Here is a 14,964-nt window from a genome sequence, read left to right as displayed (position 1 = left end):
TTAAACTCTCCAGAGAATCTGTGCGGCGTAGCCCGTGCACGCAACGAGCCAGACAATCGTCAGCACCTGCAGCACGAGCCGCACGCCGACCGGCTTCACGTAGTCCATCCAGATGTCGCGCACGCCGACCCAGGCGTGATAGAAAAGCGCGAGCAGCGTGACGAACGTCGCGAGCTTCATCCATTGGATCGAAAAGATCGCCGCCCAGCCGTCATACGAGAAGTTGCCAGCCGAGAAGAACCAGACGAGCAAGATGACCGTGTAGATCGCCATGATCATGGCGGTCGCGCGCTGCGCAATCCAGTCGCGCAGCCCATAGTGAGCGCCGACGACCAAGCGCTTCGAACCAATGCGGTGATTCGCTGCCATTTAAAAGACTCCGAACAGTTTGAGCGCGACGGCAATCGTGAGCACCGACGACACCACGAATACAACGATCGACGTTTGCTTGCCGCCCTGCTTCGTGACCGCACGGTGCGTGTCCAGCAGCAAGTGACGCAGTCCAGCACAGAAGTGGAACAAGTACGCCCACGACAGCACGAGCACGATCAGCTTGACCAGGGGAAAAGAAAAGAAGGCTTTCAGGGACGCAAAGCTGAGCTCCGAAGTGAGGCTCTGCTCAAGCAGGTACAGCGAGAAAGGCAGCAGCAGGAACAGCAGCGCACCGCTGACACGATGCAAGATGGATACACGGCCCGCGAGCGGTAGCCGGTATCTCAGTATCTGGCCGATACTGATGTTCCGGTACTCCGGTCTTGGTTTTTTTACGGCTTCAGCCATTGCTAGACCCCAAGTTGAGACACTAACCTATAATTTTAACGCCTTTTCTTTTCGCGATGCATTGCAACAATGCTGCGCCGGTGTACTGCCGGGCGCCAGCGTGGCAAGATTGCTTTGCCAGATGCGCAACAGTAGGCGTTGCACCACGTACGCGGCGTGCGCCAGACTGGGCGGCCGCGCATCGGTGCAATGGTCTTTTTCTGTCAGCTCAAATCGTTCTGATAATGGTACCCGGCCGTCACGTACCAGCCCCGCCGCACCTCGACCGGCCGGTCACCGTACGTGTACGAGACGCGCTCAACCGACAGCAGCGGATAGCCGGGCGCGACGCCGAGCAGCGTGGCCACTGCCGCGTCGGCGGCCACCGCGCGGATCTTCTCGGACGCGCGGATCATCCGCGTGCCGAACTCCGTCTCGAACATCGCATACAGCGGCCCCTTGTACTCGGACAGCCGCTCCAGCGTGAGCCCGCGAAACATCGCACCGGGCAACCAGATCTCGTCGAGCACCGTCGGCTTGGCCTCGAACTCGAGCACGCGCTTGACCAGCACCACCGAGTCCGCGGGCTTAAGTTCCAGTTGCCGTGCGATCTCCGCCGGTGCACGCAAGCGACGTACCTCCAACAGGCGGCTTTCGTGCGGCTGCAGCTCGCCTTGGTCGGGCAGCAGCCGCAGGAACCGGAACTGCACGCGGTCCTCATTGTGGGTCGCCACGAACGTGCCCTTCCCCTGGCGACGCACCAGCAGGTTGCCGGCGGCCAACTCGTCGATTGCCTTGCGCACGGTGCCCTGGCTAACCTTGTAGCGCGCGGCCAGCTCCACCTCACTCGGGATAATCTCGCCTGGCTTCCACTCGCCCGACTCTAGGCTTTGCGTGATCAGCGCCTTGATCTGTTGATAAAGCGGGCTGAACGTGGGCGACGGCACACCCGCGGCCGGGCCGCGCTCGGTGCCGTCTGTCGTGCTGCCCGGGCTCGCGTGGGTTGAATTCATGGCGCTATTTCATCATGAAGGTCGCCGCACCGTCCATCTTTTTCGCCGTATTCATCTGTCTTATATAAGACATAAGATATGGTTGACTTTACCCCCTTCGGCTCCTAAACTGCGTTGCTATGCAATGCTTCGCGGCGTTGCCTTGCTGCGTGGCGTATCGGGCGTCGATCTAGCGCGATACGCCACCCAATGCGGAACGACCGAAATTTACCGGCACGCCCCGTTTAGCCGCGTGCGTGAGCACCGCTTCCCCTCAGGTGACTCGCCCATGCGGCCAAACGAGACCGCGCTTCACCGACGCGCGACGAATGTCAGCCCGAGCATGCTGCAAAGCGCCACGCGGCGCGCTTAAAATGGCGTTCTTTGTTGCGTTCAACGTCTCGTCCTGGAGATTTATCAATGGCTAAGCCCGCTCAGCGCGTTGCCGTCACCGGCGCCGCAGGTCAAATTGGTTACTCGCTGCTATTTCGCATCGCCAATGGCGATCTACTCGGCAAGGACCAACCCGTCATCCTGCAACTGCTCGACCTGCCGCAGGCGCAAGCCGCCGTCAAGGGCGTGGTGATGGAGCTTGAGGACTGCGCTTTCCCGCTGCTGTCCGGCGTGGTCGTCACGGATGATCCGAAAGTGGCATTCAAAGATGCCGACGTTGCGCTGCTGGTCGGCGCCCGCCCCCGTGCCAAGGGCATGGAGCGCAAGGACCTGTTGTCGGCCAACGCCGAGATCTTCACGGTGCAGGGCCGCGCGCTCAACGAGGTCGCCAGCCGCGACGTGAAGGTGCTCGTGGTCGGCAACCCGGCCAACACCAACGCCTATATCGCGATGAAGTCGGCGCCGGACCTGCCCAAGAAGAACTTCACCTCGATGCTGCGCCTGGACCACAACCGCGCGCTGTCGCAGCTGGCCGCCAAGGCCGGCAAGCCGGTCGCCTCGATCGAGCAACTCGCGGTATGGGGCAACCACTCGCCGACGATGTACCCGGATTTTCGCTTCGCGACGGCCCAGGGCCAGTCACTGACCCAGCTGATCAACGACGACGAATGGAACCGCAACGTGTTCATCCCGACGGTGGCCAAGCGCGGCGCGGCGATCATCGAGGCCCGCGGGCTGTCGTCAGCCGCGTCCGCGGCCAATGCGGCAATCGATCATGTGCACGACTGGGTGCTTGGCTCCAACGGCAAATGGGTCACGATGGGCGTGCCGTCAGACGGTTCGTACGGCATCCCGGAAGACATCATCTATGGCGTGCCGGTGATCACCGAGAACGGCGAGTACAAGCGTGTCGAGGGTCTAGAGATCGATGCCTTCTCGCGCGAGAAGATGGACGCCACGCTCAACGAGCTGCTCGAGGAGCGTGACGGCGTGCAGCATCTGCTCGGCTAAGCCCGGCACGCGCTTCACGCCGACAATGCACGCTTTGACGCCTGCCGATGTTCTGTTCGACGGCGAAGCGCCGCCTGCCCTGCTGCCCGCGTGCGATCACTACGCGGGCAGCGAGAAGCTGATGCGCAAGTCGCTCGAGTTGCAGCAGCGGCTTGGGCCGGTGTTCGACATCACGCTCGATTGCGAGGACGGCGCACAGGTCGGGCGCGAGGCCGAGCACGCGGCGCTGGTCGCGTCGCTATTGCACGGCGAGGCCAACCGCTTTGGCCGCGTCGGCGTGCGCATCCACGCGTACGATCATCCACATTGGCGCGACGACGTGCGCATCGTGCTGCATGCGCCACGGCACTCGCCCGCGTACATCATGTTGCCGAAGGTGCGTGGGCTGCACGAGGCGGCCGAGCAATGCGCCTTCATCGACGCGGTACGCCGCGAGGCCGGTTTGCACGCCCCCATCCCGGTTCATTTGCTCATCGAGACGCATGCCGCGCTCGACTCGGTATTTTCGCTGGCCGCGCTGCCAGCCGTGCAATCGCTGTCGTTCGGCCTGATGGATTTCGTCTCCGCGCATCACGGCGCGATTGCTGACGCCGCGATGCGCTCGCCGGGGCAATTCGACCATCCGCTGGTGCGCCGCGCCAAGCTCGAGATCGCCGCGGCCTGCCATGCGCACGGCAAGGTGCCGTCGCATAACGTGACGACCGACGTGCGCGACGCGCAACGCGTCGCGCACGATGCCGCGCGAGCCCGCGACGAATTCGGCTACACGCGGATGTGGAGCATCCATCCGGCACAGATCGAGCCGATCGTCGCCGCCTTCGCTCCGCGCGACGACGAATTGGCGCTAGCCACCGACATTTTGCTTGCCGCGCAGCAGGCGCAATGGGGGCCCATTCGCCACCGCGACACGCTGCACGACCGAGCGAGCTACCGCTATTACTGGTGCGTACTGCACCGTGCGCAGGCGGCCGGTCGGCCACTTGCGCGCGAGGTCGCCGCTTGGTTCACGCCTGCTGGAAACACCGAGTCAGGCGCCACCGCGGCGAATCGCACCGCAACGACAACCCCAATGTCGGTCCCATTGTTGAATAGGCGAGAATAGCGTCCGCCCCACGGCGTGCGCCGCCCGCGCGCCCGGTCGACGCCCATTTTCAAGGTATTGATACAGATGAAGACACTCGCTATCGTCACCGCCATCGGCGTGCTCTGTGCCCCGCTATTCATGACTGCCGACGCGTGCGCCACCACGGCCGCCGCAACCGGCGCCCGTTCCGCGTCCGCCCAATCTGGCGCCCAATCCAGCACAAGATCTGGCGCCCAATCCGGCACAAAATCCAGAGCAAAGAAACCTGAGCCGAGCCATCGACTATCCAAGAAGCGCACCGCCAAGAAAGCCGCCGCGAAAACGATAGCCGACTCGGTGCCGGAAGGCGCAACACAATGGCGCTGCGCAGACAACAACGCGTTTTTCCTGAGTGGCGACATGAAGCGCGACCAGATTGTCACCGTGCATTGGGCAGGCAAGAATTACAAGCTACCGCGCGAGCAGACAACCACCGGCGCCGATCGCTTCCACGACGCGGCGACGGGACTGGATCTGATCGTGATCCCGACTAAGGCGATGCTGTTCTCTGACAAGAACAGCGCTCGACTGGCCGACGAATGCAAGACATCCGAAATGATCGCCGGCGCGCCGGCGCCGATCCAGACCGAGGCGCTCAAGCAACGCCCGGGCCTGCTACAAGGTAACTGAACGACGCTGGGCAGTACACCAGGGCCCCCGCCATGTCCCCGACGATCTCGAACGTGCGACCTGAACCGGATTCCGTGCTGGTGCACGGCACGATTGTGCCGTGCGATGCGCGGGTGCCAAGTACCTCGTTCGTGTCCGATCCGGTGCAAGCGGCATTCAACCTCGGCGCGATGATCCGCTGGCTGGACTTCCACGATACGTGGCGCGCCGCCGAATGGGGGCGTCCGTCGAACAACCTTAGTGGCATCCTGGCCACCGGCGACTGGCTCTCGCGCTGTGCGCTAGCCGCCGGCCGCGCGCCGCTGACAATAAAGGACGTGCTCGTCGCGATGGTCAAGGTGGCCTCCACGGCCGTAGTCGGGCAATGGCTCGGACTGACCCGTGACGAGTGGATCCATGCGCTGACGCTGACATTCGTCGATAGCCATCCACTGATTCGTCGACGGCCATCCACTGCGCACCTATCGGCACGCGCCCAATACCGGCTCGCGCAAGTCATGAGCAGCCGGCGACGCGACATCCCGCGCGGTGCGTCTGGCGCTGATTGCACGCACCGGCGAAATGGGCTACCCGAGCGTGCTAATCGTCGAAATGGACAACGGCACGCAATTCGACGAGGTGGTGGTCAAGTAACCGATCGGGCACCCGCGCCGCCGCGCCGACGGCATCCCGTTGCTAATCAGCAAGTTCCGCGCGAAGCTTGCGCGTCGCTTCGCCGACAAGCAGCGCAACGCCATTGTCGATGTCTCGCTGGATCCGGCCCGCCTTGAGGCGATGCCCGTCAACGAGTATGTCGATTTGTACGTGATTTGACTGAACCCACGCGTATCAACCCAAGGGAAACACCATGGCCCACAATCTCCACAAAACGCTCAAGGCATTTGACAGCGGCTCAGGCAACGGCAAATACTATTCGCTGCCCCAGCTCGGCAAGGCACTCGGCATCCAGATCGACCGCCTGCCTGTGTCGATCCGTATCGTGCTCGAATCCGTACTGCGCAACTATGACGGCAAGAAGATCACCGAAGAGCACGTCGAGCAGTTGGCGAAGTGGCAGCCCAATGCCGCTCGCACAAACGAGATCCCGTTCGTCGTATCGCGTGTCGTGTTGCAGGACTTCACCGGCGTGCCGCTGCTGGCCGATATCGCCGCGATGCGTGGTGTCGCACAGCGTGCCGGCAAAAATCCGAAGCTAATCGAGCCGCTGGTGCCAGTCGACCTGGTCGTTGACCACTCAGTACAAATCGACTATTTCCGGCAAAAGGATGCGCTGGATCTGAACATGAAACTGGAGTTCGATCGCAATAAAGAGCGCTATCAGTTCATGAAGTGGGGAATGCAGGCGTTCGATACGTTCAAGGTCGTGCCGCCGGGCGTGGGCATCGTGCACCAGGTGAATCTGGAGTACTTGGCTCGCGGCGTACATAAGAAGAGCGTGGATGGCGACACTGTGTACTACCCTGACACGCTGGTGGGAACCGACAGCCACACGACGATGATCAACGGCATCGGCGTAGTCGGCTGGGGCGTGGGCGGCATTGAGGCTGAGGCCGGCATGCTCGGCCAGCCGGTGTACTTTCTGACACCGGACGTGGTCGGCGTCGAGCTTAAGGGTAAGCTGCGCGAAGGCGTGACGGCGACGGACCTGGTGCTGACAATCACCGAGATGCTGCGCAAGGAAAAGGTCGTTGGCAAGTTCGTCGAGTTCTTTGGCGAAGGCACGGCATCGCTGACACTGCCGGACCGCGCGACGATTGGCAACATGGCGCCGGAATATGGCGCGACGATGGGCTTTTTTCCCATTGACGACAAGACGATCGAGTATTTCAAGGGCACCGGCCGCACGAAGGAAGAGATCGCCGCATTCGAGAACTACTTCAAGGCGCAGCAGCTATATGGCATTCCGCGCGCCGGACAGATCGACTACACGAAGACGCTGACGCTGGACCTGGCCACAGTCGCGCCGTCGCTCGCCGGCCCAAAGCGCCCGCAAGACCGTATCGAGATCGGCAACGTGAAGAGCACGTTCGCCGACCTATTCTCGCTGCCGGTCGCGCAAAACGGCTTTGCGAAAAAAGCGCAGGACCTGGGCAAGGTCTACAAGACTGCTGATGGCATTGAGCTGAAGCATGGCGACGTGCTGATCGCGGCGATCACGTCGTGCACAAACACGTCGAACCCGAGCGTGCTGATCGCCGCGGGTTTGCTCGCGAAGAAGGCCGTCGACGCCGGCTTGAGCGTCGCACCGCACATCAAGACGTCCCTCGCGCCGGGATCGCGGATCGTCACCGAATACCTGAACGCCACCGGCCTGCTGCCGTACCTGGAAAAGCTTGGCTTCACAGTCGCCGCCTACGGGTGCACAACATGCATCGGCAATGCGGGTGATCTGACGCCATCGCTCAACGACGCGATCGTGAAAAACGATGTAGTCGCCGCCGCGGTGCTGTCGGGCAACCGTAACTTCGAGGCGCGGATCCACCCGAACATCCGTGCGAACTTCCTCGCGTCGCCGCCGCTGGTCGTCGCGTACGCCATCGCCGGCACGATCACGCGCGACCTGATGACCGAGCCGGTCGGCCAGGGCAAGGGCGGACGTGACGTCTACCTGGGCGACATCTGGCCGTCGAGCGATGAAGTCAACAAGCTGCTCAAGTACGCGCTCGATGCGAAGAAATTCAAAGAGAACTATTCGCAGCTGACGAAGCAGGGCGATCTGTGGAGCAGGATCGAGGGCACCCAAGGGCAGGTATACAACTGGCCGAAGTCAACTTACATCGCTGAGCCGCCGTTCTTCGGCACTGACTTCTCGATGCAGCCAGCCAAGTCGATCATGCCGATCGCGAACGCCCGCGCGCTGGGCATCTTCGGCGACTCGGTGACGACCGACCACATCAGCCCCGCTGGCTCGATCAAGGAAGATTCACCGGCAGGCCGCTGGCTGAAAGAAAACGGCGTGCAAAAGGCCGACTTCAACAGCTACGGTTCGCGGCGCGGCAATCACGACGTGATGATGCGCGGCACGTTTGCGAACGTGCGGATCAAAAACTTGATGATCCCAGCCAAGCCGGACGGCACGCGCGTCGAGGGCGGCCTGACCGTGCATCAGCCGAGCGGTGAACAGATGTCGATCTATGATGCCGCGATGAAGTACATCGCCGAAGGCACACCGACGATCGTATTTGCCGGCGAAGAGTATGGTACCGGCTCGTCGCGCGACTGGGCGGCCAAGGGCACCGACCTGCTCGGCGTGAAGGCAGTCGTCGCGCGTAGCTTCGAGCGCATCCACCGTTCGAACTTGGTCGGCATGGGCGTGCTGCCGCTGCAGTTCGAAAATGAGGACAGCGTGCAGTCGCTGGGCATCACCGGCGAAGAGATCTACGATATTGAAGGTCTGACGGACGACTTCAAACCACAACAGGAAGTCACACTGGTTATCCACGGCAAGAACGGCGTGAAGAAGGTGCCGGTGCTGCTGCGCATCGATACGCCGATCGAAGTGGACTACTATAAGCACGGCGGGATCCTGCCGTTTGTGCTGCGCCAATTGCTCGCCGCCTGATGCGAGCTGCTGCTGGTGCCGCACCGTGCAACGGCTGACGGTGCGGCAATTGAGAGCCCGGCGTCCTGCATCGGGCTCAGACTGCTGACAAAGCCCTGGCCTAGTCCAGGGCTTTGTCGTTTAATGAAGGTCATGCTCAAGAAACCGGCACCCGCCCAACGAGGACTCGAGATGGTGACGCACCTGTACTACCCGCGCCCCTCGTGGGCTCAAAGCAGCTTGTTGGGCTCGTGCGAGACGACAGCTCTACAAGCTCCACATTGCACGGCCGAATGCCTTCAATACTGAGGCACTCGAGCGAATCGGTGCGCTCTATAAAGTCGAAGAAGCCATCCGCGGCAAGCCTGCCGACGAGCGTTGCGCCTATCGCCAGTTGCACGCTAAGCCTTTGCTCGATCAGCTTCATACTTGGCTAAGCGAGATGCTTGCCACGCTCTCGCATAAACCGGATACAAGCCGCGCAATTCTCTATGCGCTCAACCGCTAGGAGACGCTGAAGCGCTACTGCGATGACGGACGACTTGAGATCGATAGCCTGCCCGCTGAACGCGCCCTGCGCGGCGTGGCTATCGGCCGGCGCAACTACCTCTGCGGGTGCCGATGTTTTAAGCCGACGGGGCAACAGCGCCCCATGAGCAACTCGATGCATTGGGCAAGCTGTTTGAGTGTCATGGACTGCGTCTGCGCGCACGCAACAGTCGTGGCAACCCTGTCTTCGCCGAGCGAATGGGGCGCCCGTCCTTATGACCGTTGAGCAAACCGCACAGCCCTTTCTCGTGCCAAGCGTTCGTCCAGTTGTACACAGTCTTGCACATTCAATTGGGTCGCGATCTCGTGTATCCGTTGACCTGCATCGAGCAGCAACAAGCCTTGCCCTCTGACCCGGAAGTCTTCATACGGATGCCGCAGCGCAAGCTCTCGCAAAGTTCGTTTCTCCACCTCGTTCAGTTCGATGGCGCACTTCATCGGCGATGTCAGCGCGTTCTTCAGGTCACTGGCATCTAACTCTCATGCGAGTGCCGCAGATCGATCATCGCGTCCAAGCGGCTATGAAAAAAATCCGGTGTCCTACAAGAACTTGTCTGGCTCGCGCTCATCGGCAATGTTTAAAACTCCTAGAAATTGCCCCTATTGGATTATCTTTCTGGCAGTTGCATAAGCCCTCGATTGGCTTCTGCGCGTTACCGCAACAGCATTTCAAACTCTTTACAGGCTCGACTATCTAGCAACTAACTCGACATTTTTTCGTTATCGCGACGCAACCCAACGAGCTGCGGTATTTGTGCCTTGGCCGCCGCATCGCGGCAACACAATAAGCACCACGATCCCGGCCCGGCTCATGCATCACTGCTATCTGCTCGAGTTAGATGGGCACAGTTACCAACTCAAAAAATCTACCAAAACCCTTGCATAAAAAACAAAAGAGCGTTAAATAACAACCTCATCCCATTCCACAATGTAGAGGAATTTGCACGACCGAACGTGGAAGGGTTTTAACTGGCCGTCCGGACAGCCTCTTTCCTTCATTTATTCATTTTTTACTATTTAACAAATAGGAGTTAAAAATGAAAAATAATTCCACAAAGAAGGGTTTTACGAGTTCCCGCCGGAAGTTTATTTCCGATATGGTCATGTTATCCACTTCGGGCATCGTTGCTGGAGGGTGGTCGCCAATTTATCAAATATCAGCCAATGCAAGTGAAATATTAGTAAATTTCCCAGCTGGAATATCAATTTATCAGCAGGCTTACGAGAACTGGAGCAGGGAAATATTTGTAGATAAAGTATGGACAGCGGTGCCTAAAACGTCTAGCGACATCGTTTCCATCGTAAACTGGGCGAGATCAAATGATTATAATATTCGTCCACGTGGATATATGCATAACTGGTCTCCATTAATAATGGACTCGGATAGCAAGGCTTCTTCAGTCGTTTTGCTTGACATGACGAAGCACCTAAACGCCGTATCAATTGACACGACATCAAAGCCAGCTCGAGTAACCGCACAAACAGGCATATCGATGGAGGCCTTGCTCGAAAAACTGGAAGCAGAAGGCCTAGGAATGACAGCCGTACCTGCTCCTGGCGACATTACGTTGGGAGGTGCATTAGCAATTGGTGCGCATGGCACTGCTGTGCCAGCAAAAGGGGAGAAATTATCATCAGGACATACCTATGGCTCTTTAAGCAACCTTATTCTATCGTTAAGCGCGGTAGTGTATGATGAAACAAAGAGAGAATATATATTGCGGACGTTTTCCCGCGAAGAGGCAGATATTAGCGCATTCCTCACACATATCGGACGAGCTTGCATTGTCGAGGTAACGATGCAAGTTGGAAAAAATCAGCGCTTACGCTGTCGGAGCTACGTTAATATTCCTGCCAATGAATTATTTGCCAAACCTAGAATATCCAAGAGAACAATTGAATCATTTCGCGACAAGATTTCTGCCAGGGAATTATTTGCAAAATCTGGAACATCCAAGAGAACAATTGAATCGTTTCTTGACAAATCTGGCAGAATAGAGATAATCTGGTTCCCCTTTACAAGCAATCCATGGCTGAAAGTCTGGAGTATAAAGCCAAATAAGCCATTATTCTCGCGCACTGTCACGAAGTCGAACAATTATCCATTTTCAGACTGGATTCCTACAGAATTATCTGATTTAATCAAGCGTATTGTCATTGACAACGAGATGACTATTACCCCACTTTTTGGTCAAAAGCAGTTGGCAATTACAACTGCAGGCTTGATTACCACGCATAGCCTGGATATCTGGGGATGGTCAAGAAACGTACTACAATACATTCGACCCAGCACACTGCGGGTTACTGCAAATGGCTATGCAGTCGTTACCAGCCGGGCTAACGTCCAGCGCGTCATTAGCGAGTTCGTCGAGAACTATCAGGAGCGCATTAATGCGTATCAGCAACAAAGCCAATACCCAATCAATGGCCCGCTCGAAATTCGGGTGTCAGGGCTGGATAACCCAAATGATGTGAGTCCTAGTAGTGCCACTGCTGCCCTGTCTATGCTTAAGCCGCGCTTGGATAGACCAGATTGGGATATTGCGGTTTGGTTCGATATTTTGACTTTGCCTGGGACACCTCACGCGAATAAATTTTATCACGAAACAGAACAGTGGATGTTTTCAAATTATGCAGGCTCCTATGCAACAGTGCGACCAGAATGGTCTAAGGGTTGGGCATATACAGATTCGTCAGCTTGGGAGGATTACACGACGATTAGCACAACGATCCCGAATATTTATAGGGAAGGCCAAATCGGCCCGGAGAAAGATTGGGATAAAGCTATCAGGACACTCAATAAATACGACCCTAACCGTATCTTCTCGTCTGCGTTGCTCGACAAGCTATTGCCTTCAGGGGTATAAATGATGGAATTTCTTAAAATATAACGGGCGTTGTTGCAATAAGGTCGAAAGCTCGAAGCGAGCCGAAGTGAATAAAGCGCCAGAAGGTGGCATTGACAGCGTTTTTGCGCACCGTAATCGAGACGAGCTGCATGTTGAGGTGCTTGTTAGATAGATGGTATGGACGCCCCCCTTCGGGGGCGCAGGAGGAGGATGAAATCGCAGGAATCAAGTCTTCTACAGATGCGGCCTTCCTCGCTACGCTAAAGTAGCGCTGCTGGGAGAGTGTATTAGACCAGGGGTTGATATGATTCCCCGTGTCAATGGGATCGGTTTTTCAGTTTTCGAATACATATTATTTGAATTTTCTGAGGATGACGTAGCAGCCAATCTCGACGGTGGATCACACTGATATGCGCGGGTTGGCTACCGCATTACAGGGGCCTGCCCAATAAGCCTGCTGCTATCTAGCGCCACAAGTCGGCTGCAATCCGTTGCATAGCCCCCGCGAGTTACTCATGTGGCGGGTGGCCAGGCGCTGCCAAACGCAAACGCGCTCAGCCAGCAGCGGTGTGCTGATCCTCAGTCGCGGCCCGGCCTGTATAGGGACCCTGGGCAAGAGTAGAAAGGCCTTTAGCCGTTGCCACGCACGCTTCAGATCGTCCTTGGCGCTGGCCTCCGGGCGAGCCGGGATCGCGAAACGTTTTATCTTCGACGCTGGGCACCTACACCGCTGACAGGTTTGCGACGCGCAGCGACCACAAGCTTTACAGCATCACGTCGATCAGTTTTGACGCTCGCCCGGCTTCCTGGAAATCAATGACGGTGCGCACACCATGCAGTTGAATCCGGACCCTGGCCGGGATTTGTCACAATCCGCCACGTCTCATAATGTCCTTATCCAACGGGCTACAGTGGCTCACCGCCCTGCTTAGGCACGTTAACGTTAAGCGTGGCATCGAACTGCACTAACTGCACTAACTGCACTAAACAGCATACCGTTTGCTAAGACACCATTATGTCACGATCCGCAAAGCAGGTTCGAGGCAGAAGGCATCTCTGGCGCAGGCATCGCAGGGCGTAAATCGCCGTCAATCAAGCTGCGACAGGCACCCAGCGCGGCAAAGAAAGAAACTATCTGACTGTCTGAAATTTGACTGTCCAAAGCTAGTTGACCACGACATACCACCTCCTCACCCGCGATGAAGTACATCGCCGAAGGCACGCCGACGATCGTGTTTGCCGGCGAAGAGTATGGTACCGGCTCGTCGCGCGACTGGGCGGCCAAGGGCACCGACCTGCTCGGCGTGAAGGCGGTCTCGTCGCGCGTAGCTTCGAGCGCATCCACCGTTCGAACTTGGTTGGCATGGGCGTGCTGCCGCTGCAGTTCGAAAATGAGGACAGCGTGCAGTCGCTGGGCATCACCGGCGAAGAGATCTACGATATTGAAGGTCTGACGGACGACTTCAAGCCACAACAGGAAGTCACACTGGTTATCCGCGGCAAGAACGGCGTAAAGAAGGTGCCGGTGCTGCTGCGCATCGATACGCCGATCGAAGTGGACTACTATAAGCACGGCAGGGATCCTGCCGTTCGTACTGCGTCAGTTGCTGGCAGCATGACGCACGTCGTTGCAGGCGCCGCACCGGACCGGCTGTACCGGTGTGGCAGTGGAAAATCCCGACGCCACAGCGCCAGGCTTTTTCAACTTCGCGCGTCAGGCGGCAACTGGCGACACGATGATCTTGACGTTTGCGTCCTTATTATTGACCAACTCCTCGAAGCCTTTGCTCACGATGTCGGACAGCGCGATGCGACCGGTGATCAGCGGCTGCACGTCGATGCGCCCGTCCACGACATAGCGGATCACATCGGCAAATTCACCGTTGTAGGCCAGCGAGCCGATGACTTCCTTTTCGGTCGAGACAATCTCAACGAAATTGAACTCACTCGGCTCCTCAAAGATACCGACCATCACGCACTTGCCGGCCTTGCGAATCACGTCGATCGCCAACTTGGCTGTGGTGCGATGGCCGATGCACTCAAACGACACATCCGCGCCATAGCCACCAGTCAACGCGCGTATCTGTTCTACCGCGTCATCCCGACTTGGGTCGATCACCGTCGTGGCGCCGACTTCCAGCGCCTTCTTCTTGCGCGCGGTGGACATTTCGAGCGCGATGATACGGCCAGCGCCGGCGGCCTTGGCGGACATGATCGTGCACAATCCGATGGTGCCGGCGCCCACCACCACCACGGTCTGCCCGACGATGCTGCCAGCCTTCTTCACCGCGTGCAGCCCAACGGCGAGCGGCTCGATCAGCGCACCCGCCTCGGTCGGAAAATCATCCGGCAGTTTGTAAAGCAGTTCCGCCGGCACATTCACGTACTCGGCAAACGCCCCGTTGTTCATCAGGCCGGTGAATGCCAGGTTCTCGCAAATGTTGTATAGGCCATGCTTGCAGTAGTAGCACGTACCGCAATGCTGGCATGCATCTGCCGTGACCCGCTCGCCGACGTGAAAACCGCTTACACCGGCGCCGATCTCAGCGATCTCGCCACTGAATTCATGCCCGAGGGTGCACTGGCCCTTCAGTCCGGTCAGCGGGTGAGGACGCTCGACCGGGATGAACACCGGTCCCGCCACATATTCATGCAGGTCGGAGCCGCAGATACCGCACCAGTGCACCCGAATCTTGACCCACCCTGGCGGGGGCGCGTCGGGAACCCGCACCTGCTCGACGCGGATGTCCTTGCGGCCGCGCCAAACGGCGGCTTTCATGCTGAGCTGCTGTACGGGAGTGGTGTCGTTCACGATTGTGCCTCCATCCTAGTTGTGCGACGCTAAATCAATAAATGGTCCCGCTGGGCGCCACGCGTGCCATGTGCCATGTGCCATGTGCCATGTGCCATGTGCCATGTGCCGCATGCCACGTGCCACGTGCCACGTGCCACGTGCCACGTGCCACGTGCATAAGTGTGCTATGTACGCTATGCCTGCGTGCCGAGGTCTTGGCTCGCCGCGTCCGTTATGCCCGCATGATTGCGCGGCGGCCGCTACTTGCGCACTAGCACACTAATGCAGGAAAAGTGCCAGCCGGCGGATCTGCGGCAGGCTCT

At 58.6% G+C, this 14,964-nt stretch carries 9 protein-coding genes and 4 pseudogenes; 8 read left to right on the top strand and 5 right to left on the bottom strand.

From position 1 onward, the window contains the following. The 3 genes from sdhD to IHE30_RS04430 form a co-directional block, all read right to left on the bottom strand. On the bottom strand, positions 1–369 hold the full coding sequence (sdhD, locus tag IHE30_RS04440; RefSeq protein ID WP_337689217.1) for a succinate dehydrogenase, hydrophobic membrane anchor protein: 369 nt from the start codon (positions 367–369) through the stop codon (positions 1–3). Next, a complete protein-coding gene (gene sdhC / locus IHE30_RS04435) occupies positions 370–780 on the bottom strand; it encodes a succinate dehydrogenase, cytochrome b556 subunit (RefSeq protein WP_337689216.1) in 411 nt (136 codons plus the stop codon). It lies immediately after the preceding gene. Positions 781–983: 203 nt separating this feature from the next. Then, on the bottom strand, positions 984–1,772 hold the full coding sequence (locus IHE30_RS04430; RefSeq protein WP_337689215.1) for a GntR family transcriptional regulator: 789 nt from the start codon (positions 1,770–1,772) through the stop codon (positions 984–986). 399 nt (positions 1,773–2,171) lie between these two features. On the opposite strand from IHE30_RS04430, the gene IHE30_RS04425 reads away from it, so the two are divergent. From IHE30_RS04425 to IHE30_RS04395, 7 genes and pseudogenes are all read left to right on the top strand, one after another. Continuing rightward, entirely contained in the window at positions 2,172–3,155 is a 984-nt protein-coding gene (locus tag IHE30_RS04425) for a malate dehydrogenase (RefSeq protein WP_337689213.1), read from the top strand. A gap of 25 nt (positions 3,156–3,180) precedes the next feature. Beyond that, complete coding sequence (locus tag IHE30_RS04420; protein WP_337689212.1) at positions 3,181–4,257, top strand: HpcH/HpaI aldolase/citrate lyase family protein; 1,077 nt, start codon at positions 3,181–3,183, stop codon at positions 4,255–4,257. A gap of 66 nt (positions 4,258–4,323) precedes the next feature. Then, complete coding sequence (locus IHE30_RS04415; protein WP_337689210.1) at positions 4,324–4,908, top strand: hypothetical protein; 585 nt, start codon at positions 4,324–4,326, stop codon at positions 4,906–4,908. A 77-nt stretch (positions 4,909–4,985) separates the two neighbouring features. Beyond that, a pseudogene (locus IHE30_RS04410) lies at positions 4,986–5,721 on the top strand (MmgE/PrpD family protein); the annotation flags it as partial. Between the two features lie 34 nt (positions 5,722–5,755). Then, positions 5,756–8,470, top strand: coding sequence for an aconitate hydratase AcnA (acnA, locus tag IHE30_RS04405; protein WP_337689209.1), 2,715 nt, complete (start codon positions 5,756–5,758; stop codon positions 8,468–8,470). A 211-nt stretch (positions 8,471–8,681) separates the two neighbouring features. Continuing rightward, a pseudogene (locus tag IHE30_RS04400) lies at positions 8,682–9,059 on the top strand (IS66 family transposase); the annotation flags it as partial. Positions 9,060–10,035: 976 nt separating this feature from the next. Further along, on the top strand, positions 10,036–11,865 hold the full coding sequence (locus tag IHE30_RS04395) for a cholesterol oxidase substrate-binding domain-containing protein (RefSeq protein WP_337689207.1): 1,830 nt from the start codon (positions 10,036–10,038) through the stop codon (positions 11,863–11,865). Positions 11,866–12,375: 510 nt separating this feature from the next. On the opposite strand, the pseudogene IHE30_RS04390 reads toward IHE30_RS04395, so the two are convergent. Further along, positions 12,376–12,697 (bottom strand): annotated as a pseudogene (locus IHE30_RS04390) (IS110 family transposase); the annotation flags it as partial. Between the two features lie 346 nt (positions 12,698–13,043). Between IHE30_RS04390 and acnA (IHE30_RS04385) the strand changes: the two are divergent. Further along, a pseudogene (gene acnA / locus IHE30_RS04385) lies at positions 13,044–13,466 on the top strand (aconitate hydratase); the annotation flags it as partial. Between the two features lie 95 nt (positions 13,467–13,561). Here the strand turns inward: acnA (IHE30_RS04385) and IHE30_RS04380 are convergent. After that, positions 13,562–14,626 carry a 2,3-butanediol dehydrogenase gene (locus IHE30_RS04380; protein ID WP_337689398.1) on the bottom strand — a complete coding sequence of 355 codons (1,065 nt, stop codon included), beginning with the start codon at positions 14,624–14,626 and terminating at the stop codon, positions 13,562–13,564. Positions 14,627–14,964: the final 338 nt, after the last annotated feature.

Origin of the sequence: Mycetohabitans sp. B46, from assembly GCF_037389205.1 — a bacterium.
Taxonomy (GTDB): Bacteria; Pseudomonadota; Gammaproteobacteria; order Burkholderiales; family Burkholderiaceae; genus Mycetohabitans.
Note: the sequence above shows the minus strand (reverse complement) of the source record. Positions and strands in the feature narration are given on the sequence as shown.